A 21029-nucleotide genomic window follows, 5' to 3' on the forward strand; every position below is an offset into this window, starting at 1 on the left:
CTCCTTCTCCGCCTCACTGGACGGCCTTTTAAAGAACGGTTTCGTCGCGGGCCATCCTACGTCGCCGGTAACGGAGCGTGAAGGCGGTCCGGGCTCCGGCGGCGGCGGAACATGCCATGATGACTGTTTTGATGCGGTTCGGAGCGCGCTCGAATCGGCCGTACGCGACGAAGAACACTGGTTTCGGGGACCCCACCGGCCGATCGTCACCGACCGTAGTCAACAATAGGATTCCTCTCGTACCGAAGAACTTGGAGTTGATCGCAACATGGCGACTTCTGAATACGCCAAGGCGCTCGGCAACCGACTGCGTGACATCCGCATGCAGCAGGGGCTGTCGCTGCAAGGCGTGGAGGACAAGTCAGGCGGCAAATGGAAGGCCGTCGTCATCGGTTCCTACGAGCGCGGCGACCGGTCCATCACCGTCAGCCGACTCGCGGAACTGGCCGATTTCTACCGCATCCCCGTCTCGGAGCTCCTGCCCGAGGGCGTCCCGCTCCCGGTCGAGCAGCCCGAGAAGATCGTCCTCAACCTCGAGGCGCTCTACGACCACCCCGACCCCGACCTGGAGCACGTCGCCAAACTGGCGCGCTCGATCCAGCAGCGTCGCGGCGACTACAACGGGCGGATCCTGTCGATCCGCGCCGACGACCTCTACACCCTCGCGGTCATCTACTCGACCACCCCTTCGGGACTGATCGAGAAGCTCGAGGACTTCGGGGTCCTGGTCCACGACCTGGCGGCGTTCTTCGCCGCCGAGGAGTCCTAGGCGAAGGCGACACGACCGGCCGCAATCTCCGATCCCCTGCGGCCGGGACCACCGCCGGCGCCCCAGCGGCGCCCGGCGAGTGCGACACGGCCGGGTCGCCCCTGGGCGACCCGGCCGTCGTGCTCCGGTGCCCGCTACAGGCTGCCGGCGGCCTTGTCCAGGACGGCGTTGATGAACCCCGGGTCGTCCGAGGAGCCGATCTGCTCGGCCACCCGGAGGGCCTCCTTGATCGCCACCGCCGTGTCCACGTCCTCGACGTGGCGGATCTCGTAGAGCGCCGTGCGCAGCACGTTCCGATCCACCACGGGCATCCGGTCGATCGACCAGCCCGAGGCGGCCTCCTGCAGGACCGCGTCGAGCTCGCGGCGGTGCTCGACCACGCCCCGCACGAGCTGCTCGGCGTAGGCCGGCAGGCGCGGCGCCTCCTGGTCGGCCGCGGCGCGCTCGCGGCGCTCGGACAGCACCCGCTCGCCGCCGATGCCGCGGCTGTCGGCCTCGTACAGGATCTCGACGGCGCGCATCCGCCACCGCGTGCGGGCGGCGAGGCGCGCCCCTCCTCCTCGTTGCCTTCCCACCGGCCTAGGCCCGCGAGAGGTACTTGCCGGCGCGCGTGTCGACCTTGATCCTCTCGCCGGCCTCGATGAACAGCGGGACGTTGACCTGCGCACCGGTCTGGACGGTGGCGGGCTTGCTGCCGCCCGAGGAGCGGTCCCCCTGGACCCCGGGCTCGGTGTAGGTGATCTCGAGCTCGACGGCGGCCGGCAGCTCGACGTAGAGGGCCTTGCCTTCGTGCATGGCGACGGTGGCCTCGGAGTTCTCCAGCATGTACTTGCCGGCGTCGCCGACGATGCCGGGCGTCAGCGGGATCTGGTCGTAGGTCTCCATGTCCATGAACACGAAGTCCTCGCCGTCGTGGTAGAGGTACTGCATCGTGCGGCGGTCGACGGTGGCAGTCTCCACCTTGGTCCCGGAGTTGAAGGTCTTGTCGACGATCTTGCCCGACGGGATCTGCTTCAGGGTCGTGCGCACGAACGCCGGGCCTTTCCCGGGCTTGACGTGCAGGAACTCCTGGACCTGCCAGAGCTGGCCCTCCAGGTTGAGCACCATGCCGTTCTTGAGGTCGTTCGTGGTTGCCACGGGCGTTCGTCACTTTCGATAGAGGTTTGCAGACTGACCGGCAATCAATGGTAACGGTAGCCGCGCGGCCGCCCGCGCCAGGAGCACCGCCTGTGTCCGGCCCCGCAGCGCGGAGTCGCCGAGGAGACTTCGGCGGGTGCGCCCCGGGGCTCGTGGGTCACTTCCGGGGATCGGGCCCGGACCCCGCCGCGGCTCCTGCCGGGCGGTTCGAGCCGACCGAGCAGTGGCCTCTAAGCGGCGGCGATGTAGTGCAGGGCCGCGATGTAGCCGTGGAGGCCCAGGCCGGCGATCACGCCGTCGGCGTGGGCGCTCACGTAGGAGTGGTGCCGGAACGGCTCGCGCTTGTGGACGTTGGAGAGGTGGACCTCGATCAGCGGCGCCTCCAGTTGGGCGCAGGCGTCGCCGACCGCGACCGAGGTGTGGGTCCAGGCCGCGGCGTTGAGCACCACCGGGATCCGCTCGTCGGCGGCCTGGTGGAGCCATTCGAGGAGCTCGTGCTCGGCGTTGGTCTGGCGGAAGTCGACCTCGAGTCCGATGTGCTCGCCGGTCGCCACGCAGGACTCCTCGAGGTCGCCCAGGGTCTGCGAGCCGTAGATCCCGGGCTCGCGCTTGCCCAGGCGGTTCAGGTTCGGCCCGTTGAGCACATAGGTCTTCATGAGGTGAGCCTCTCGTAGGCTTCGCGCTGCTGGGCCTCGGTGACGTCGTCGACGACGACGGCCTTTCCGAGGGCGTCCAGGAGCACGAACCGCTGGGTGGTGCCGACGTTCTTCTTGTCCACCAGCATCGTCGCGTGGATCTCGTCCCAGCGGCCCGCCTCGTAGGAGGTGGGGAGCCCGAGCGATTCGAGGACGGACACGGTTCGGTCGACCAGGTCGGCGCGCCCGGTGACGGCGCCCAGGTGGGCGGCGTAGACCATGCCGACGGCGACCGCGTCGCCGTGGCGTCGGCGGTAGTGCTCGAGCTTCTCGATCGCGTGGCCGAAGGTGTGGCCGTAGTTGAGGATCGCCCGCAGGCTCCCCTCCTTGAGGTCGGCGGCGACCACCTCGGCCTTCATGGCGACGGCGCGCTCGACCAGTTCGGCCAGGACCGGACTCGCGGCGTCCAGCGCGGCCGCGGGGTCGGCCTCGATGAGGTCGAGGATGACCGGGTCGGCGATGAAGCCGGCCTTGACCACTTCGGCGAGTCCGGCCGCCAGGTCCCGGCGCGGGAGTGAGGCGAACGTGTCGAGGTCGACCAGGACCGAGCGCGGCGGGTGGAAGGCGCCGACCAGGTTCTTCCCGGCCGCGGTGTTCACGCCGGTCTTGCCGCCCACAGCCGCGTCGACCGCGCCCAGGAGGGAGGTCGGGACGTGCACGACGCCGACGCCGCGCAGCCAGCAGGCGGCCACGAACCCGGCCAGGTCGGTCACCGCTCCCCCGCCGACGCCGACCACCAGGTCGGTGCGGGTGAAGCCTTCGGCGCCGAGCGCCTCCCAGCACTGCTCGGCGACCGCAACGGACTTGCCGTCCTCGGCGTCGGGGATTTCCATCAGGGTCGCCTCGACGCCGTCGGGCGCCAGCGAACCGACCCGCTCGGCCAGCTCGGCGGTGTTGGCGGTGTGGAGGACGGCCACGCGCGCGGCCCCGCCGAGGTGCTCTGGCAGCCGCTCGACCACGCCGCGGCCGATGAGGACCGGGTAGGGCCGTTCGGCGTCGGCGACCTCGACGGTCCGGGTGCCGAGCCGCGCGGCGATCCGGTCGGCCAGGTCGTGCGGATCCGTTCCGCTGGTGTCGATCTCGATGTCGGCGACCTCGCGGTACAGCGGGAGGCGCTCGTCCATGAGCCTGCGGAGCGTCGCGCGCGGGTTGACCGCCAGCATCGGGCGCCCGCGGTCGATCTCGGTGCGCTTGACCGCCTCGCCGAGGTCGACGCGGAGGTGGACGACCGGGACCTCGGCGAGCAGCTCGCGGGTCTCGGCGGCCGTGACCGCTCCCCCGCCGAGTGCCAGGACGCCGTCGTGGTCGGCGACGGCGCGGCGCACCGCGTCGCGTTCGAGTGCGCGGAAGTGGTCCTCGCCCTCGTCGACGAAGATGTCGGGGATCGGCTTCCGGGCCCGCTCGACGATGTCGGCGTCGGTGTCGCGGAAGGTCACGCCGAGGCGTTCGGCGAGCGCGGTGCCGACGGTGGTCTTGCCCGATCCGGGCGGGCCGACGATGACGACGAGGCTCATCAGGGTTTACTCCGGTCTGGGGAGGCGGTGGCGCGGCGGCGGGTGCGGGCCATTATCTGACCTGCAGGTTCTCGAGGTAGGTCTCGAGGTTGCGCCGGGATTGGGCGATCGAGTCGCCGCCGAACTTCTCGAGGGCGGCTTCGGCGAGCACGTAGGCGACCATCGTCTCGGCGACGACGCCGCCGGCGGGCACGGCGCAGACGTCGGAGCGCTGGTTGATCGCTTCGGCCGCTTCGCCGCTGTCGGTGTCGACGGTGCGCAGCGGGCGGGTGAGCGAGGAGATCGGCTTGAGTTTGGCCGAGACGCGCAGCGGTTGCCCGGTGGTGATGCCGCCTTCGAGGCCGCCGGCGCGGTCGGTGACGCGTTCGACGCCGTCGGTGCCGGGGACGATCTCGTCGTGGGCGGCCGAGCCGCGCACCGCCGCCTGGGTCAGCCCGTCGCCGATTTCGACGGCCTTGACCGACTGGATGGACATGAGGGCGGCGGCCAGGCGCCCGTCGAGTTTGCGGTCCCACTGGACGTGGGAGCCCAGGCCGGGCGGGACGCCGTGGGCGAGGACCTCGACGGTGCCGCCGAGGGTGTCGGCGTCCTTCTTGGCGGCGTCGACCTCGGCGACCATCCGCGCGGAGGCGTCGGGGTCGAGGCAGCGCATCGGGTCGGCGTCGACGGCCTCGGCGTCGGACGCGGTCGGGACGGTGCCGTCTTTGACGCGGACCGGGCCGAGCGAGGTGACGTGCGAGACGATCCGGATGCCGAAGGCCTGCTCCAGGAGGGCCTTGGCGACGGTGCCGCCGGCTACTCGTGCGGCGGTCTCGCGGGCCGAGGCGCGCTCGAGGATGGGGCGGGCGTCGTCGTGGTCGTACTTCTGCATGCCGGCCAGGTCGGCGTGGCCGGGCCGGGGCCGGGTGAGGGGGGCGTTGCGGGCCAGGCCCTCGAGTTCGGCGCTGTCGACCGGGTCGGCGGCCATGACCTTCTCCCACTTGGGCCATTCGGAGTTGCCGACGCGGATGGCCACCGGGGAGCCGAGGGTGCGGCCGTGGCGGACGCCGCCGACGAAGGAGACCTGGTCGGCCTCGAACTTCATGCGCGCGCCGCGGCCGTAACCGAGCCGGCGGCGGGCCAGTTCGGCGGCCACCGCGCCGGTGGTGATCTCGATCCCGGCGGGCAATCCGTCGACGGTCACCACCAGTTCGGGACCGTGTGATTCTCCTGCAGTCATCCATCGCAACACGCTTCAAGTCTGCCATTGCCCGGGTTGTGATGCGGCGCCTGGTGGAACGCGTGTCCCAGCGATCGGACCGCGCCTCGCCGCTCGAGCGCGCGGGCCGGATCCGCGGGCAGCCCTAGAATGTCGTTCGCGTCACGAACCGGTCGCGGACGGTCCGCAGCGGAGCGCAATATGTATGCGTTGGAAAAGGAACGGTGGTAATGCCCCAGAAGAGTTCTCGAAATCGCCTCGGCGACCGGGCCCCGGCACCCCGGTCGCGCAAACCCACGATGGCGGACGTGGCCGCCGAGGTCGGCGTCTCCCGGGCGCTGGTGTCACTGGTGTTCCGCGGCCGGCCCGGCGCCAGTCCCGAGACGCGGGAGAAGGTCTTCGGTGCCGCGGCCCGGTTGGGCTACCGGCCCGACATCGCCGCGCGCCTGCTGGCCCGCGGCCGCAGCAAGGTCCTCGGCATCCTGTTCACCGCCCGCAATCCCTGCCACGTGGACCTGGTCGAGGCCGTCTATCCGGCGGCCGAGGAGCTCGGTTACGACATCGTGCTCTCGGCGCACGTGCCGGCCCGCGACGAGCACAAGGCCGTGGAGGCGCTCATCGGGCACCGCAGCGAGGCGCTGCTGCTGTGCGGTCCGCTCATCCCCGACCAGGCCGTCGCCGGGTTCGGTCGGCGGGTGCCGACGGTGGTGGTCGGCCGCCGCGTCCCCGGCGCCCCGGTCGACACCGTGGCCACCTCCGACCGGCCGGGCGTCCGGGAGGTGGTCGACTACCTGGTGGGGCTCGGCCATCGCGACGTACTCCACGTCGACGGCGGGCGGCGGCCCGGGGCTGCCGAGCGGCGCCGCGCCTACCGCGATGCGATGCGCTCCCACGGACTGGCCGACCGCATCCGCGTCATCCCCGGCGACCACACCGAGGCGGCCGGCGGCGACGCCGCGCGTGCCATGCTCTCCGGGGACCGCCCGCTGCCGACGGCAGTGTTCGCCTCCAACGACCAGTGTGCGATCGGCCTGCTCGACGTGTTCACGCGCGCCGGGGTCGAGGTCCCCGAGCGGCTCTCGATCGTCGGATACGACGACAGCCACATCGCCGGCCTGAGCCACATCGACCTGACCACCGTCCGCCAGGACGCCGGAGGGCTCGCGCACTTGGCGGTGACGGCCGCGGACGAGCAGCTCCGGGGCCAACGCGCGCCCGGCGCCCACCTGCGACTGGAATCGAAACTGGTGGTCCGCGGGACCAGTGGGGCGCCGGTCGCCCGCTGAAAAGCGAACGTTATCCAACATTCAAGCTATTGACATCTGTCAATCCGAATGACAGGATATTCGTGGTATCGCTCCCAACAAACGTACGAAGGGAACATCATGCCACCCCGGCTACCCCTACCCTCCCGACGAACCAAACGAACCGTGCTCGCCACGGCGACCGCCGGCGCCCTCGCGCTCTCGACGGTCGCCGTCGCCAACGCCTGGGCCCAAGAGGAGGAGCCGACCGACGTTCTCGTCAACGGCGACTTCGCCACGGGGTCGGCCGACCCCTGGTGGCACACCGACAACCTCTCCGGCGAAGTGGCCGACGGCCAGTGGTGCATCGACGTACCCGGCGACACCACCAACGCCTGGGACGCCATCGTCGGCCAGAACGACCTGGAACTGGTCTCCGGCGAAACGTACGAGCTGCGCTTCACCGCCAGCGCCACCGTCGAGACCAGCGTCCGCACCCTCGTCCAGCGCGACGTCGACCCCTGGCCCACGCAGTTGGAGGAGTCCCCGGTCCTCACCCCCGAGGGCGAGACCTTCAGCTACACGTTCACCTCCGACGCCGACTGGACCGACGCCCAACTGGCGTTCCAGATCGGCGGCACCGACGAACCCTGGCAGCTCTGCATCTCGGACGCCGCGCTGCTGACCGGCGCCGAACCTCCGCCGGACGGCGGGGAGCAGACCAACGTAGTGGTCAACGGCGACTTCGCCACGGGGTCGGCCGACCCCTGGTGGCACACCGACAACCTCTCCGGCGAGGTCGCCGACGGCCAGTGGTGCATCGACGTACCCGGCGGCACCACCAACGCCTGGGACGCCATCGTCGGCCAGAACGACCTGCCGCTGACCGAAGGCGAATCCTACGAGCTGCGGTTCACCGCCAGCGCCTCTGAGCCGCTGAGCGTCCGCACCCTCGTCCAGCGCGACGTCGACCCCTGGCCCACGCAGTTGGAGGAGTTCCCTGCACTGGACGTGGAACCGCAGACGTACAGCTACACCTTCACTTCCGGCGACGACTGGACCGACGCCCAACTGGCGTTCCAGATCGGACGGAACGAGGATCCGTGGCAGTTCTGCATCTCGGAGGTCGCGTTGCTCACCGGCGCCGAGGCGCCGTCGTACGATCCGGACACCGGCCCGCGCGTGCGGGTCAACCAGGTCGGCTACCTGCCCGACGGCCCCAAGCGGGCCACTGTGGTCACCGACGCGGCCGAACCGGTCGCCTGGGAGCTGGCCGACGCCGGCGGCTCGGTGGTAGCCGAAGGCGACACCGAGGTCCACGGCGCCGACGCGAACTCGGGCGAGTCGGTGCACACCATCGACTTCTCCGCGGTGACGGCGGCCGGTGAGGGCTTCACCCTGACCGCCGACGGGGAGACGTCCTACCCGTTCGACATCGGCGGGGACGTGTACACCGATATGGCCACCGACGCGATGTCGTTCTACTACACGCAGCGGTCCGGTATCGCCATCGACGACGAGATCGCCCCCGGCTACGGCCGGGAGGCCGGGCACGTGGACGTCGAGCCGAACCAGGGCGACGGGGACGTCCCGTGCTATCCGGGCACCTGCGACTACAGCCTGGACGTGACCGGCGGCTGGTACGACGCCGGGGACCACGGCAAGTACGTCGTCAACGGCGGCATCTCGGTCGCCCAGATCATGGGCGTCTACGAGCGGGCGCTGCACGCCCCCACCGGCGATCCCGACCGGCTCGCCGACGGGAGCCTGCGGATCCCCGAGCACGGCGACGGCGTCCCCGACGTCCTCGACGAGGCCCGCTGGGAGATGGAGTTCCTGATGAAGATGCAGGTTCCGGAGGGCGAGGAGCTGGCGGGCATGGCCCACCACAAGATGAGCGACGAGAACTGGACCGGCCTGCCGCTGATGCCGGCCGACGACTCGCAGCCGCGCTACCTGGGGCCGCCGTCGACTGCGGCGACGCTGAACCTCTCGGGAACCGCGGCGCAGTGCGCGCGGCTCTACGCGCCGTACGACGCCGACTTCGCCGACCAGTGCCTGACGGTGGCGGAGACCGCCTGGGAAGCGGCCGAGGCGAATCCGGACATGCTCGCTCAGGGCGGCATCCCGGCCGGTAGCGGCGGGTACGGCGACAGCCGGCTCGAGGACGAGTTCTACTGGGCGGCCGCCGAGTTGTTCATCACCACCGGCGACCAGGCCTATGAGGACTACATTCTCGGTTCCGAGCTCCACACCGCCGATCTGTTCGGCGCGGGCAGCTTCGCCTGGGCGGACATGGGGCCGCTGGGCCGCCTCCAGTTGGCGTCGGTGCCGAACTCCCTGTCCGACCGCGACCGGGTCGTCGACTCCGTGGTGTCCGGGGCCGAGGAGGTCCTGGCGCTGCAGGAGGCGAACCCCTGGGATCTGACCTACGGCAACGACGGGTACTTCGCCTGGGGTTCGAACAACCTGGTGCTGAACAACGCGGTGGTGCTGGGCGTGGCCTTCGACCTCACCGGCGAAGTGCGGTTCCGCGACGGCGTGCTGGCCGGGCTCGACTACATCCTCGGCCGCAACGCACTCAACAACTCCTACGTGACCGGCTACGGGTCGCACTATTCGGAGAACCAGCACAGCCGCTGGTACGCCAACCAGCTCGACCCCAGCCTGCCGAACCCGCCGGACGGGACCCTGGCCGGCGGTCCGAACACGGAGACCGGAACCTGGGATCCGGTCGCTCAGCGGTGGCTCGAAGATTGCGATCCGCAGTGGTGCTACATCGACGACATCGGATCGTGGGCCACCAATGAGCTGACCATCAACTGGAACTCGCCGCTGTCGTGGGTGGCGAACTTCGCCGCCGACCAGACCGCGACGGTCGGGGACTCCTCCTGCGAGGTGGACTACGCGCTCCACGGTTCGTGGGAAGGCGGGTACAACGCCGAGGTGGTCGTGCGCAACTCCGGCGACGAGCCGCTCGAGGACCTGACGGTGCGCTGGGCGATGCCGGCCGGCCAGACGGCCGACTACTCCTGGAGCGCCGAGCTGGTCCAGGAGGGCCACATCATGACCGCGACGGAACTCGGCGGCGGCTACCCGCTGGACCCGGGGCGTGAGTACACCTTCGGGTACAACGGCTCCACCGCCGACGGGAAGGCGGCGCTCAAGCCGGCTTCGGTCTCCTGCACGACCGGATAGCTGACCTCGGTCCGCAGCAGACCGGGCGGAGGCGGTTCGGTGTCGCAACGTCTCGGCCTCGCCGAACCGCCGTGAAGGAGGGGGCGGCCCCAATGATTGTGGCCGCCCCCGCTCGCGTGTCCGGGGCATGCGCTCCCACCGAGCGGGCCGTCGACCGCCCGCCGCCAGGGGCAGTTCAATCGATTCACATCGGTGGCCCCCTATTGACATGCAGCACTGTCGATGACAGGATGTGCGATGGTATCGCTCCCAAATTGATATTGAAGGAAACTCCATGCCCCGACCCCTCGCACGACCCTCACGACGATCGCGGCGGACCGCTATGGGGCTCACCGCGATCGGAGCGCTGGCGATGTCCACGGCCACGGTCGCCGGCGCCTGGGCCCAGGACGACGAGCCGACCGACATCCTCGCCAACGGCGACTTCGCCACGGGGTCGGCCGACCCCTGGTGGCACACCGACAACCTCTCCGGCGAGGTCGCCGACGGCCAGTGGTGCATCGACGTGCCCGGCGGCACCACCAACGCCTGGGACGCCATCGTCGGCCAGAACGACCTGCCGCTGACCGAAGGCGAATCCTACGAGCTGCGCTTCACCGCCAGCGCCACCGTCGAGACCAGCGTCCGCACCCTCGTCCAGCGCGACGTCGACCCCTGGCCCACGCAGTTGGAGGAGCACCCGACGCTCGATTCCGAGCCGCAGACCTTCAGCTACGCTTTCACCTCCGACGCCGACTGGACCGACGCCCAACTGGCGTTCCAGATCGGCGGTGCGGACGAACCCTGGCAGCTCTGCATCTCGGAGGTCGCCATGCTCACCGGCGCCGAACCGCCCACGTACGAACCCGACACCGGCCCGCGCGTGCGGGTCAACCAGGTCGGCTACCTGCCCGACGGCCCCAAGCGGGCCACTGTGGTCACCGACGCGGCCGAACCGGTCGCCTGGGAGCTGGCCGACGCCGACGGTGAGTCCGTGGCCACCGGCCGGTCGACGGTGCACGGCGAGGAGGCCACCTCCGGCGTTCCGGTCCACACCATCGACTTCTCCGCGGTGACCGCCACCGGCGAGGGATTCACACTCACCGCCGACGGCGAGACCTCCTACCCGTTCGACATCGGCGGCGTCTACGCCGATATGGCCACCGACGCGATGTCGTTCTACTACACCCAGCGCTCGGGCATCGCCATCGACGACGAGATCGCCCCCGGCTACGGCCGCGAGGCCGGGCACGTCGACGTCGCACCCAACCAGGGCGACGGGGACGTCCCGTGCTTCGAGGACTCCTGCGACTACACGCTCGACGTGCGCGGCGGCTGGTACGACGCCGGGGACCACGGCAAGTACGTCGTCAACGGCGGCATCTCGGTCGCCCAGATCATGGGCGTCTACGAGCGGGCGCTGCACGCCCCCACCGGCGATCCCACTCGCCTGGGCGACGGGAGCCTGCGGATCCCCGAGCACGGCGACGGCGTCCCCGACGTCCTCGACGAGGCCCGCTGGGAGATGGAGTTCCTGCTGAGCATGCAGGTTCCGGACGGCGAGGAACTCGCCGGGATGGCCCACCACAAGATGCACGACGAGAACTGGACCGGCCTGCCGCTGATGCCGGCCGACGACCCGCAGCCGCGCTACCTGTACCCGCCGTCGACTGCGGCGACGCTGAACCTCGCGGCCACCGCGGCGCAGTGCACACGCCTCTACGCGCCGTACGACGCCGACTTCGCCGACCAGTGCCTGACCGCCGCCGAGACGGCCTGGCAGGCCGCGCTCGACCACCCGGACCTGTACGCGGGCCCGAGCCCGGCCGGCGGCGGCCCCTACGACGACGACGAGGTCTCGGACGAGTTCTACTGGGCCGCGGCCGAACTGTTCATCACCACCGGGGACCGGGGCTACGAGGACCACCTGCTGGGCTCGGCGGTCCACACCGCCGATCTGTTCGGCGCCGGCAGCTTCGACTGGGGCAACATGGCGCCGCTGGGCCGCCTTCAATTGGCGTCGGTGCCCAACGAGCTGTCCGACCGCGACCGGGTCGTCGAGTCGGTCGTCGCCGGGGCCCAGAAGGTCCTGGAAATCCAGGAGTCGAACCCGTGGGGCCTGGTCTACGGCACCGACGGTCGCTTCGACTGGGGCTCGAACAACCTGATCCTCAACAACGCGGTGGTCCTGGGCGTGGCCTTCGACCTCACCGGCGAAGTGCGGTTCCGCGACGGTGTCCTGGCCGGTCTCGACTACATCCTCGGCCGCAACGCACTCAACAACTCCTACGTGACCGGCTACGGCACGCACTACTCACAGAACCAGCACAGCCGCTGGTACGCCGACCAGCTCGACCCCAGCCTGCCGAACCCGCCGGACGGGACCCTGGCCGGAGGACCGAACAACGACACCGGAACCTGGGATCCGGTCGCTCAGCGGTGGCTCGAGGGATGCGCGCCCCAGTGGTGCTACATCGACGACATCGGTTCCTGGGCCACCAATGAGCTGACCATCAACTGGAACTCGCCGCTGTCGTGGGTGGCGAACTTCGCCGCCGACCAGGCCCGGGCGGTCCAGTCGCCGTCGTGCCAGGTGGAGTACCGCCAGCACGGTTCCTGGCCGAAGGGCTACAACGCTCAGATCATCGTCACCAACACCGGCGAGGAGGCCGTCGAGGACCTGACCGTGCGGTGGGCGATGCCCGCCGGGCAGACGATCGAGCGGTACTGGAGCGCCGAGCTGGTCCAGGACGGCCACGTCGTGACCGCGACCGACCTCGGCAACGGCCACGCGCTGCGGCCCGGCAAGAAGTACACCTTCGGCTACATCGGATCCACCGCGGACGGCAGGGGCGCGCTCGAGCCCGCCTCGGTCACCTGCACGGCCCGATAGCCGAGCCGAGACCACAACTCAACAACAAGAAGGGGGCGGCCACCGGTACCGGTGGCCGCCCCCGCTCACGTGTCCGCCGCCGTTCTGGCCACCGGCGGCGTGGAGCTACGCTACTCGGCGTGTCCGGCGAGCTTGTCTTCCAGCTCCTCGGCCGACCAGTCGCAGAGCGTGTAGTCGTCGTAGTTGGCCAGCCGGCCCGCCGAGACGATGCCGCCCTGCCAGTCCCAGTTCAGGGCGCAGATGTTCGAGGCGAGGTTGACGCCGTCCGGGTTCTGGTCCCAGCCGTTGCAGATGTCGTGGATGTCGGTGTTACCCGCGTTCAGCACGTCGACCAGGCTGCCGTTCCAGTTGCCCAGGCAGATGTTCGACAGGACGTTGACGCCGCCGAAGTCGGCCGGGTCGTAGTCTTGCGCCGCCGCGGGCGTAGCCGAGCTCGCCGCGATCATCGCCGCGGCGCCAGTCAGCGCGGCGCCGCCCAGAGCTTTACGAAGCATGAAGGCTCCCTTGGATTGTTGTGAATTGACGGTCCGGGATTGAACGGACCAACCAGGACTATATGCGCCCTTCATCGGAATTCACGGTATTTTCGCGCGTCTTCGCGCGATTTTTCCAATAAATGTAGTACGTGAATAATGCCCATATTTGCGGAGTGACGGCGAGGGCGGCCGCGGCCCCGAGGAACATGGCCGGGCCGAACGGGAACTCCCTGCGCCGCAGCGCCAGCACCACCGCGGCCTGGACGGCGCCGACGACGGCCGCGGCGACGAGGGCGACCACGGCGGTCGGCCACGACGACCAGCCCAGGACCAGGCCGAGCAGTCCGGCGAGTTTGACGTCGCCGAAGCCGACCTGGCCCAGCGCATGACCGGTCAGGTACAGCGCGAAACCCGCCGCGGCGCACGCGGCGGCCCGCAGCATCGCGGCCGGATCTCCGGTGGCCAGCAGCAGCGCGGCCGCCGCGGGGTAGACCGGCAGCACCATCGCGTCGGGCAGCCGCCGCCGGTAGGCGTCGACCCAGGCGGCGACGATCCCGCACCCGGCCGCCAGCCCCAGGGCGGCCAGATGCAGCGGCCCGGCGGCACGCCACACGATCAGCAGCGCCGAGGCCAGACTGGCGGCGGCCAGCAGGCGCGGGTCGGCGCCCCGCGCGGCGGCCAGTCCGATGCACCAGCGCAGCCCCGGCACCGCCAGCAGCGCGGCGGCGGCCGCGACCACCACCGGCGGCTACCGCTTCCTGCGTCCGTTCCCGGCCCCCGCCCGGCGGGAGGCCCGGCCCGAGCCGTTCCCCGGCCCGTCCAGGCCGAGCATCGGCCGCAGGTAGCGACCGGTGTGGCTGGCGTCGATCTCGGCGACCTCCTCGGGCGTGCCCGCCGCGACCAGGAGGCCGCCCTTGTCCCCGCCTTCGGGGCCGAGGTCGATGATCCAGTCGGTGTTCTTGATGACCTCGAGGTTGTGCTCGATGATGATGACGGTGTTGCCCTTGTCGACCAGGCCGTCGAGCACGCCCAGGAGCCGCCGGACGTCCTCGAAGTGGAGGCCGGTGGTCGGCTCGTCGAGGATGTAGACCGTCTTCCCGGTCGAGCGCTTCTGCAGTTCGGAGGCGAGCTTGACGCGCTGGGCCTCGCCGCCGGACAGCGTCGGGGCCGGCTGGCCGAGCCGCACGTAGCCGAGGCCGACGTCGACCAGGGTCTTCAGGTGCCGGTGGATCGACCGGATCGGCTCGAAGAACTCGGCGGCCTCCTCGATGGGCATGCCGAGCACCTCCGAGATGGTCTTGCCCCGGTAGTGGACTTTGAGCGTGTCGCGGTTGTACCGGGCACCGTCGCACTCTTCGCAGGGCACGTAGACGTCCGGCAGGAAGTTCATCTCGATCTTGAGGGTGCCGTCGCCGCTGCACGCCTCGCACCGGCCGCCCTTGACGTTGAAGGAGAACCGCCCCGGGCCCCAGCCGCGGACCTTGGCCTCGGGGGTGCCGGCGAACAGCTTGCGGATCTTGTCGAACACGCCGGTGTAGGTGGCCGGGTTGGACCGCGGGGTGCGGCCGATCGGCGACTGGTCGACCCCGACGATCTTGTCGACCCCTTCGACGCCGGTGATGGTGCGGTGCTTGCCCGCAACGATCTTGGCGCCGTTGACCTCGGCGGCGAGGGTGTTGTAGAGGATCTCGTTGACCAGGGTCGACTTGCCGGAACCGGACACGCCGGTCACCGACACCATGCAGCCCATCGGGAAGGTCACGTCGATGCGCTGCAGGTTGTTCTCGCGGGCGCCCTTGACGACCAGTTCGCGGTCGGCCGCCGGGGGCCTGCGCACGCTCGGGACCGGGATGCGGCGGCGGCCGGCGAGGTAGTCGGCGGTGATCGACCCCGGCGCGTCGGGCAGGCCGGCCACGGGCCCGGAGTAGATGACCGCCCCGCCGTGCTCGCCGGCGCCCGGGCCGATGTCGACCACGTGGTCGGCGACCCGGATGGTGTCCTCGTCGTGCTCGACGACGATCAGGGTGTTGCCCAGGTCCCGGAGCCGCTCCAGGGTGCCGATGAGCCGCTTGTTGTCCCGCTGGTGGAGCCCGATGGAGGGCTCGTCGAGGACGTAGAGGACGCCGACCAGGCCGGCGCCGATCTGGGTGGCCAGGCGGATCCGCTGGGCCTCGCCGCCGGAGAGGCTCCCGGCCGAGCGGGCCAGGGTCAGGTAGTCCAGGCCGACGTCGAGCAGGAACCGCAGCCGGGCGCCGACCTCCTTGAGGATCGGGGCGGCGATCATCGAGTCGCGCTCGGACAGCTCGAACTTCTCGAAGAACGCCGCGCAGTCGACGATCGAGAGGTTGCACACGTCGAAGATCGACCGGCCCTCCACGGTGACGGCCAGGACCTCGGGTTTGAGGCGGGCGCCGTCGCAGGCCGAACACGGGATCTCCCGCATGAACTGCTCGTACTTGTCGCGGGTCCAGTCGGAGTCGGTCTCGGTGTGGCGGCGCTCGACCCACGGGACCACGCCCTCGAAGCGGGTCTCGTAGGCGCGCCGCTGGCCGCGCTTGTTGCGGTAGGAGACCTGGAGGGTCTCGCTGTAGCCGTACAGGACCGCCTTGTGGGCCCGGTCGGGCAGGTCGGCCCACGGGGTGTCCACGTCGAATCCGACCGCCTCGCCGAGCGCGATGATCTGGTAGAGGAAGTAGTCGCCCATGCCGACCGACGACCACGGCGCGAGCGCGCCCTCGCGGATGGTGGCCTCCTGGTCCCGGATGGCCAGCTCGGGGTCGACCTCCTTGCGCACGCCCAGGCCGTGGCAGACCGGGCAGGCCCCGAAGGGGGCGTTGAAGGAGAAGGTGCGCGGCTCCAACTCGTCGAGGGTGAGCGGATGGTCGTTGGGGCAGGCCATCTTCTCGGAGAAGCGGCGGCGCCGCCCCGGGTCGTCCTCGGCGACGTCGACGAAGTCGAGCTCGATCACGCCGTCGGCCAGCGCCAGGGCCGACTCGACCGAGTCGGTGACGCGCTGCGCCGAGGACGGCTTGACCACCAGGCGGTCGACCACGACCTCGATGTCGTGCTTCTCCTGCTTCTTGAGCGCCGGGACGTCGCCGAGCGCGTAGACGGTGCCGTCGACGCGGGCCCGGGCGTAGCCGGTCTGCCGGAGCTCGTTGAACAGGTCGGCGAACTCGCCCTTGCGCCTGCGGACGACCGGGGCCAGGACCTGGAAGCGGGTGCCCTCGGGCAGGGCCATGATCTGGTCGGTGATCTGCTGTGGCGACTGGCGGCCGATGGGCTCGCCGCACTGCGGGCAGTGGGGGACGCCGATGCGGGCGTACAGCAGCCGCAGGTAGTCGTAGATCTCGGTGATGGTCCCGACCGTGGAGCGCGGGTTGCGGGAGGTGGACTTCTGGTCGATCGAGACGGCCGGGGACAGGCCCTCGATGAAGTCGACGTCGGGCTTGTCCATCTGGCCGAGGAACTGTCGGGCGTAGGCCGACAGCGATTCGACGTAGCGGCGCTGGCCCTCGGCGAAGACCGTGTCGAAGGCGAGCGAGGACTTGCCGGAGCCGGACAGGCCGGTGAAGACGATCAGGGAGTCGCGCGGGAGGTCGAGGTCGACGTCCTTGAGGTTGTGCTCCCGGGCGCCGCGTACGACGATGTTCCCCGACGACTGGGGCGTGCCGCTGGTGTTGGTCTCGGTTCGAAGCTGGTCGTAGGCCACCGTGGAAATCTAACGCTCGGGTCCGACAGGTCCGGGGAGCCGCGGTTCGATTCCGGGCCCTTGATTGAGGCTACCCGGCCTCCGGCGGTGGCCGGAGGCGCGATGTGAGGCTCGACTCAGTGCGCGGCGCGGTCGTGCTCGTAGAGGTCGTGCTGCCGCATGAGCCCGATGAGCTTGTCGGCGTAGTCGGGGTCGGTGGCGTAGCCGGCCCGGTGGATCTCCCGGGCGAAGCGGTCGGGGTCGTCGCGGTGCTCCATCGCCTCGGCGTAGCGCGACCAGGTGGAGAGCAGCTCGCCGTGGTCGCGGTAGGAGTCGCCGACGGTGGCGTAGGCCCGGAAGGTGGCGTCCATGCCGTAGCAGCCGCCGGTGGGGCCGCATTCGAAGGTGCCGTAGTCGCGGCAGCCGACGGCGTGCTCGCCGGGCGAGCCGAAGCACTTCATGCCGAACAGGTTGTGGTCCTCGCGGGCCAGCGGGCTCTCGCCCCAGCCGGTCTCCAGGATGGCCTGGGCGAGGGTGACCGAGGCGGGTACGCCGGTGGCCTCCTGGCCGGCGCGGGCTGCGGGCGCGTGGGTGTCGATGAAGGCCCGCTCGCCGCCGCGCGGGACGGTCGGCGGGTCCTGGCCGCACCAGGCCAGCCACGGCCGTCCGGCGGTCCACTCGACGTAGGCGCCCGAGACGTACCGCTCGTCGTCGATCCGGTACCAGAGGTGGGTGCGCTCGACGCGCCCGTCGATCTCCTGGCCCCACTGCTGGCATCGGACGTCGAGGCGGGAGGCGTTCGCGGCGGTGCCGTGGACGGCGGCGGCGGTGGTGGCCCCGGCGCGGATGTTGAGGTCGAGGCCGTCGGTGGCGACCCGGGCCGCAGTGGCGGCCTCGCCGGCGGTCGAGCACCAGCGCAGGTCGGTGGGCTCGTCGTCCCAACCGACGTAGGCGTGGCTGATCCAGCGGTCGCTGCCGATGCGCAGCCAGGTGGAGGTGTCGCGGACGTGGCCGGCGATGTGCTCGCCGCGGGCCTTGCACGCGGCGGTGAGGGAGTCGCCGTCGGCGAGGGTGCCGAGGATGCGTTCGTCGGTGGCCGGACCGGAGCGGACGTTGACCGCGCCGCCGTCGGTGGACACGGCCGCGTCGGCGCTGACGGCCGCGGGTGCGGCGCCGGGCAGCAGACCGGCCGCGAGAGCGGTGACCGCGATGACCCTGAATCGTCGAATGTATGCGCCCATACTCCCGCATCGTACGAATGATGCCTGTTCATGTCCGGCGATCAATCAATGTGAGTATTCTTCTCGCGTGTCGACGCTCACCCCGCCTGGTCGCGATTCCGAGCCCGATGTGAGCGACAATGGTCCCCGTGCCTACACGCTCTGATCTGCGAAACATCGCCATCGTCGCCCATGTCGACCACGGGAAGACCACCCTGGTCGACGCCATGCTCAAGCAGGCGGGAGCGTTCCGCGAGGGCGCCGCCGTCGACGACCGGGTCATGGACTCGATGGACCTCGAGCGAGAGAAGGGCATCACCATCCTCGCGAAGAACACCGCGGTCCACTACACCAACCCCGCCGACGGCTCCCCGATGGTCGTCAACATCATCGACACGCCGGGCCACGCCGACTTCGGCGGCGAGGTCGAGCGCGGCCTGTCGATGGTCGACGCGGTCGTGCTGCTGGTCGACGCCTCCGAAGGCCCCCTCCCCCAGACCCGCTTCGTCCTGCGCAAGGCGCTCGAGGCGCGCCTGCCGGTGATCTTGTGCATCAACAAGACCGACCGCCCCGACGCCCGGATCGCCGCGGTCGTCGACGAGGTCTACGAGCTGTTCCTCGACCTCGACGCCGAGGACGACCAGATCGAATTCCCGATCGTCTACTCCTGCGCGCGCGACGGGGTCGCCTCGCTGAAGCAGCCCGACGACGGCACGGTCCCGTCCGACTCCGAGAACCTCAAACCGTTCTTCGACACCATCATCGACCACGTGCCGGCCCCCGAGTACGAGGCGGACGCGCCGCTGCAGGCGCACGTGACCAACCTCGACGCCGACAACTTCCTGGGCCGGATCGCGCTCTGCCGGGTCGAGCAAGGCGAGCTCCGCAAGGGCCGGACGGTGGCCTGGATGCGGCGGGACGGCTCGGTCAAGAACGTCCGCATCACCGAGCTGCTCATGACCGAGGCGCTCGCCCGCAAGCCGGCCGAGCGGGCCGGCCCCGGCGACATCTGCGCCATCGCCGGCATCCCCGACATCATGATCGGCGAGACCCTCGCCGACCCCGAGGACCCGGTGGCGCTGCCGCTCATCACCGTCGACGAGCCGGCGATCTCGATGACCATCGGCACCAACACCTCTCCATTGGTCGGCAAGGGCGGCAAGGGCCACAAGGTCACCGCGCGGCTGGTCAAGGACCGGCTCGACAAGGAACTGGTCGGCAATGTCTCGATGCGGGTCCTCCCCACTGAGCGCCCCGACACCTGGGAGGTCCAGGGCCGCGGCGAGCTGGCCCTGGCGATCCTGGTCGAGCAGATGCGCCGCGAAGGCTTCGAGCTGACCGTCGGCAAGCCCGAGGTGGTGACCAAGACCGTCGACGGCAAGATCCACGAGCCGGTCGAGCGCATGACCATCGACGCCCCCGAAGAGCACCTGGGCGGGATCACGCAGCTCATGGCCTCGCGCAGGGCCCGGATGGAGACGATGACCAACCACGGCTCGGGCTGGATGCGCATGGAGTGGCTGGTGCCCTCCCGGGGCCTGATCGGCTTCCGCACCGAATTCCTCAGCCAGACCCGCGGCACCGGCATCGCCCACGCGATCTTCGAGAAGCACGAGCCGTGGTTCGGCGAACTGCGCACCCGCCAGAGCGGCTCGCTCGTGGCCGACCGGCCCGGGCAGGTCACGGCGTTCGCCATGCTCAACCTCCAGGAGCGCGGGACGCTGTTCTCCGGCCCGGGCACCGAGGTCTACGAGGGCATGATCGTCGGCGAGAACTCCCGCGCCGACGACATGGACGTGAACATCACCAAGGAGAAGAAGCTCACGAACATGCGCTCGGCGACCGCCGAGGCCACCGAAAGCGTGGTGCCGCCGCAGGTGCTGTCGCTGGAGCAGTCGCTCGAGTTCTGCCGCGAGGACGAGTGCGTCGAGGTCACCCCGGAGGCGATCCGCATCCGCAAGGTGGTGCTCGATCAGAAGCAGCGCGGCCGGGCCGCCTCCCGCGCCAAGCACGCCGGGTAGGCCGGCCCCGCCGCTCAGTCGTCGTCGCGCTTCTGGCGGTCGGCGAGGAAATCCTCGAAGGCGTCGCCGAGCTCGTCGGCGGTGGGCATGCGGCCGTCCTGGAGCATCTCGTCGGACTCGGCGGCCTCGGTGAACGAGTCGTACTGGTCCTCGAGGGACTTCACCACCTCGGCCACCTCCTCGGATTCAGCGACCTGCTCGGCGATGTCGGCGTCGACCCGGACCCGGTCGCTCTCCATCGCCGGATCGGCCGGCAGGTCGAGGCCGGTCGCCTCCCGGAGGCCCTCCAGCAGCCGGATGGTGCCGGCCGGATAGTTCATCTGCATCACATAGTGCGGAACGTGGACCGACAGCCCGAGCGCGTCCCGGCCGGACTCGCCGAGCCGGTACTCGAGCAGCCCGGCGGCGTTGCCCGGAACCGAGACCTCGTTGAAGACCGGCCGGTTGTCGAACACCAGTTCGGGTCGGGTGGCGTGGACGGTCATGCCCAGCGAGCGCGTGTGGGGCACGCCCATGGGAATGCCCTGGAAGCCCACCGTCAGCGGGATGCTCCAGTGGTCGACCAGGTCCTCGACGGCGTCGATGAACCGTTCCCAGGCGAAGTCGGGTTCGGGCCCTGTCAGGAGCAGGAACGGGCGCTCGGCGTGGTCGCGCATGAGGTAGACCACCAACTGCGGCGCCTCGAAGTCCGACCAGCGGTCGAGGGAGAACGTCAGGTTCGGCCGGCGGGAGCGGTAATCGATGAGCTGGTCGACGTCGAACGACGCCACCGGCGTGTGCTCGAACTCATCGAAGAGGTAGTCGACGACCCCGCGCCCGGCCGAGCCCGCGTCCATGAACCCGTCGAGGAAGTGCAGCATCACCGCACCTCGCGCCTCTGGAGGGTCCGCGAGTACGTCGCACAGTGCCCAAGGGTCAACGTTCAAAGCAATCGGCTCCTTCTTCTAGACGCCTCAAATGCTAACGCCAGGCGCCCGCCCTCCATTCCCCCAAG

Annotated in this window: 15 protein-coding genes; 5 read left to right on the plus strand and 10 right to left on the minus strand. The window is 70.3% G+C overall.

The features are described from left to right. Positions 1–268 precede the first annotated feature (268 nt). Positions 269–769: a transcriptional regulator gene (locus CUT39_RS05115; RefSeq protein WP_100444893.1), complete on the plus strand. Its 501-nt coding sequence runs from the start codon at positions 269–271 to the stop codon at positions 767–769. Positions 770–903: 134 nt separating this feature from the next. Here the strand turns inward: CUT39_RS05115 and nusB are convergent, their stop codons facing one another. The 5 genes from nusB to aroC form a co-directional block, all read right to left on the minus strand. After that, positions 904–1344, minus strand: a complete 441-nt coding sequence (gene nusB / locus CUT39_RS05120; RefSeq protein WP_157930489.1) for a transcription antitermination factor NusB — start codon at positions 1342–1344, stop codon at positions 904–906. Between the two features lie 4 nt (positions 1345–1348). Continuing rightward, positions 1349–1906, minus strand: a complete 558-nt coding sequence (gene efp, locus CUT39_RS05125; RefSeq protein ID WP_100444895.1) for an elongation factor P — start codon at positions 1904–1906, stop codon at positions 1349–1351. A 230-nt stretch (positions 1907–2136) separates the two neighbouring features. Further along, entirely contained in the window at positions 2137–2562 is a 426-nt protein-coding gene (aroQ, locus tag CUT39_RS05130) for a type II 3-dehydroquinate dehydratase (RefSeq protein WP_100444896.1), read from the minus strand. After that, positions 2559–4115 (minus strand): 3-dehydroquinate synthase, encoded by a 1557-nt coding sequence (gene aroB, locus CUT39_RS05135; protein WP_100444897.1) that lies wholly within the window; start codon positions 4113–4115, stop codon positions 2559–2561. The genes aroQ and aroB overlap by 4 nt, the downstream gene beginning before the upstream one ends. Before the next feature lie 52 nt (positions 4116–4167). Then, positions 4168–5346 carry a chorismate synthase gene (gene aroC, locus CUT39_RS05140; RefSeq protein ID WP_100444898.1) on the minus strand — a complete coding sequence of 393 codons (1179 nt, stop codon included), beginning with the start codon at positions 5344–5346 and terminating at the stop codon, positions 4168–4170. A 197-nt stretch (positions 5347–5543) separates the two neighbouring features. Here aroC and CUT39_RS05145 point away from each other — a divergent pair, with 197 nt between their 5' ends. The 3 genes from CUT39_RS05145 to CUT39_RS05155 all read left to right on the plus strand — a co-directional run bounded on the left by CUT39_RS05145 (position 5544) and on the right by CUT39_RS05155 (position 12627). Further along, entirely contained in the window at positions 5544–6599 is a 1056-nt protein-coding gene (locus CUT39_RS05145; protein ID WP_232805595.1) for a LacI family DNA-binding transcriptional regulator, read from the plus strand. Between the two features lie 144 nt (positions 6600–6743). Further along, the gene (locus CUT39_RS05150) at positions 6744–9755 is read left to right on the plus strand and encodes a glycoside hydrolase family 9 protein (RefSeq protein ID WP_198586893.1); all 3012 of its coding nucleotides are present in this window, start codon (positions 6744–6746) and stop codon (positions 9753–9755) included. 274 nt (positions 9756–10029) lie between these two features. After that, positions 10030–12627 (plus strand): glycoside hydrolase family 9 protein, encoded by a 2598-nt coding sequence (locus CUT39_RS05155; protein ID WP_100444900.1) that lies wholly within the window; start codon positions 10030–10032, stop codon positions 12625–12627. A gap of 110 nt (positions 12628–12737) precedes the next feature. Here the strand turns inward: CUT39_RS05155 and CUT39_RS05160 are convergent, their stop codons facing one another. The 4 genes from CUT39_RS05160 to gsmA all read right to left on the minus strand — a co-directional run bounded on the left by CUT39_RS05160 (position 12738) and on the right by gsmA (position 18035). Then, positions 12738–13121 carry a hypothetical protein gene (locus CUT39_RS05160; protein ID WP_157930490.1) on the minus strand — a complete coding sequence of 128 codons (384 nt, stop codon included), beginning with the start codon at positions 13119–13121 and terminating at the stop codon, positions 12738–12740. Positions 13122–13179: 58 nt separating this feature from the next. After that, entirely contained in the window at positions 13180–13845 is a 666-nt protein-coding gene (locus tag CUT39_RS05165) for a prepilin peptidase (RefSeq protein ID WP_100444902.1), read from the minus strand. A 6-nt stretch (positions 13846–13851) separates the two neighbouring features. Beyond that, positions 13852–16752, minus strand: coding sequence for an excinuclease ABC subunit UvrA (uvrA, locus tag CUT39_RS05170; protein ID WP_100445005.1), 2901 nt, complete (start codon positions 16750–16752; stop codon positions 13852–13854). Positions 16753–16931: 179 nt separating this feature from the next. After that, on the minus strand, positions 16932–18035 hold the full coding sequence (gsmA, locus tag CUT39_RS05175; protein ID WP_100444903.1) for a sporangiospore maturation cell wall hydrolase GsmA: 1104 nt from the start codon (positions 18033–18035) through the stop codon (positions 16932–16934). Between the two features lie 128 nt (positions 18036–18163). On the opposite strand from gsmA, the gene typA reads away from it, so the two are divergent. After that, positions 18164–20035 carry a translational GTPase TypA gene (gene typA, locus CUT39_RS05180; RefSeq protein ID WP_100445006.1) on the plus strand — a complete coding sequence of 624 codons (1872 nt, stop codon included), beginning with the start codon at positions 18164–18166 and terminating at the stop codon, positions 20033–20035. Between the two features lie 14 nt (positions 20036–20049). On the opposite strand, the gene CUT39_RS05185 is transcribed toward typA, so the two are convergent. Continuing rightward, complete coding sequence (locus CUT39_RS05185) at positions 20050–20895, minus strand: proteasome assembly chaperone family protein (RefSeq protein ID WP_232805600.1); 846 nt, start codon at positions 20893–20895, stop codon at positions 20050–20052. Between the last annotated feature and the right edge of the window lie 134 nt (positions 20896–21029).

Source organism: Glycomyces xiaoerkulensis, from assembly GCF_002798405.1.
GTDB classification, from domain to species: Bacteria; Actinomycetota; Actinomycetes; order Mycobacteriales; family Micromonosporaceae; genus Glycomyces; species Glycomyces xiaoerkulensis.

What these genes read in the sequence shown, in the direction of transcription:
- CUT39_RS05115 (WP_100444893.1), top strand. Translation starts at nt 269, where the DNA reads ATGGCGACTTCTGAATACGCCAAGGCGCTCGGCAACCGACTGCGTGAC.
- CUT39_RS05145 (WP_232805595.1), top strand. Translation starts at nt 5,544, where the DNA reads ATGCCCCAGAAGAGTTCTCGAAATCGCCTCGGCGACCGGGCCCCGGCA.
- CUT39_RS05185 (WP_232805600.1), bottom strand. Translation starts at nt 20,895, where the DNA reads ATGCTGCACTTCCTCGACGGGTTCATGGACGCGGGCTCGGCCGGGCGC.
- aroB (WP_100444897.1), bottom strand. Translation starts at nt 4,115, where the DNA reads ATGAGCCTCGTCGTCATCGTCGGCCCGCCCGGATCGGGCAAGACCACC.
- CUT39_RS05155 (WP_100444900.1), top strand. Translation starts at nt 10,030, where the DNA reads ATGCCCCGACCCCTCGCACGACCCTCACGACGATCGCGGCGGACCGCT.
- aroQ (WP_100444896.1), bottom strand. Translation starts at nt 2,562, where the DNA reads ATGAAGACCTATGTGCTCAACGGGCCGAACCTGAACCGCCTGGGCAAG.
- CUT39_RS05160 (WP_157930490.1), bottom strand. Translation starts at nt 13,121, where the DNA reads ATGCTTCGTAAAGCTCTGGGCGGCGCCGCGCTGACTGGCGCCGCGGCG.
- gsmA (WP_100444903.1), bottom strand. Translation starts at nt 18,035, where the DNA reads ATGGGCGCATACATTCGACGATTCAGGGTCATCGCGGTCACCGCTCTC.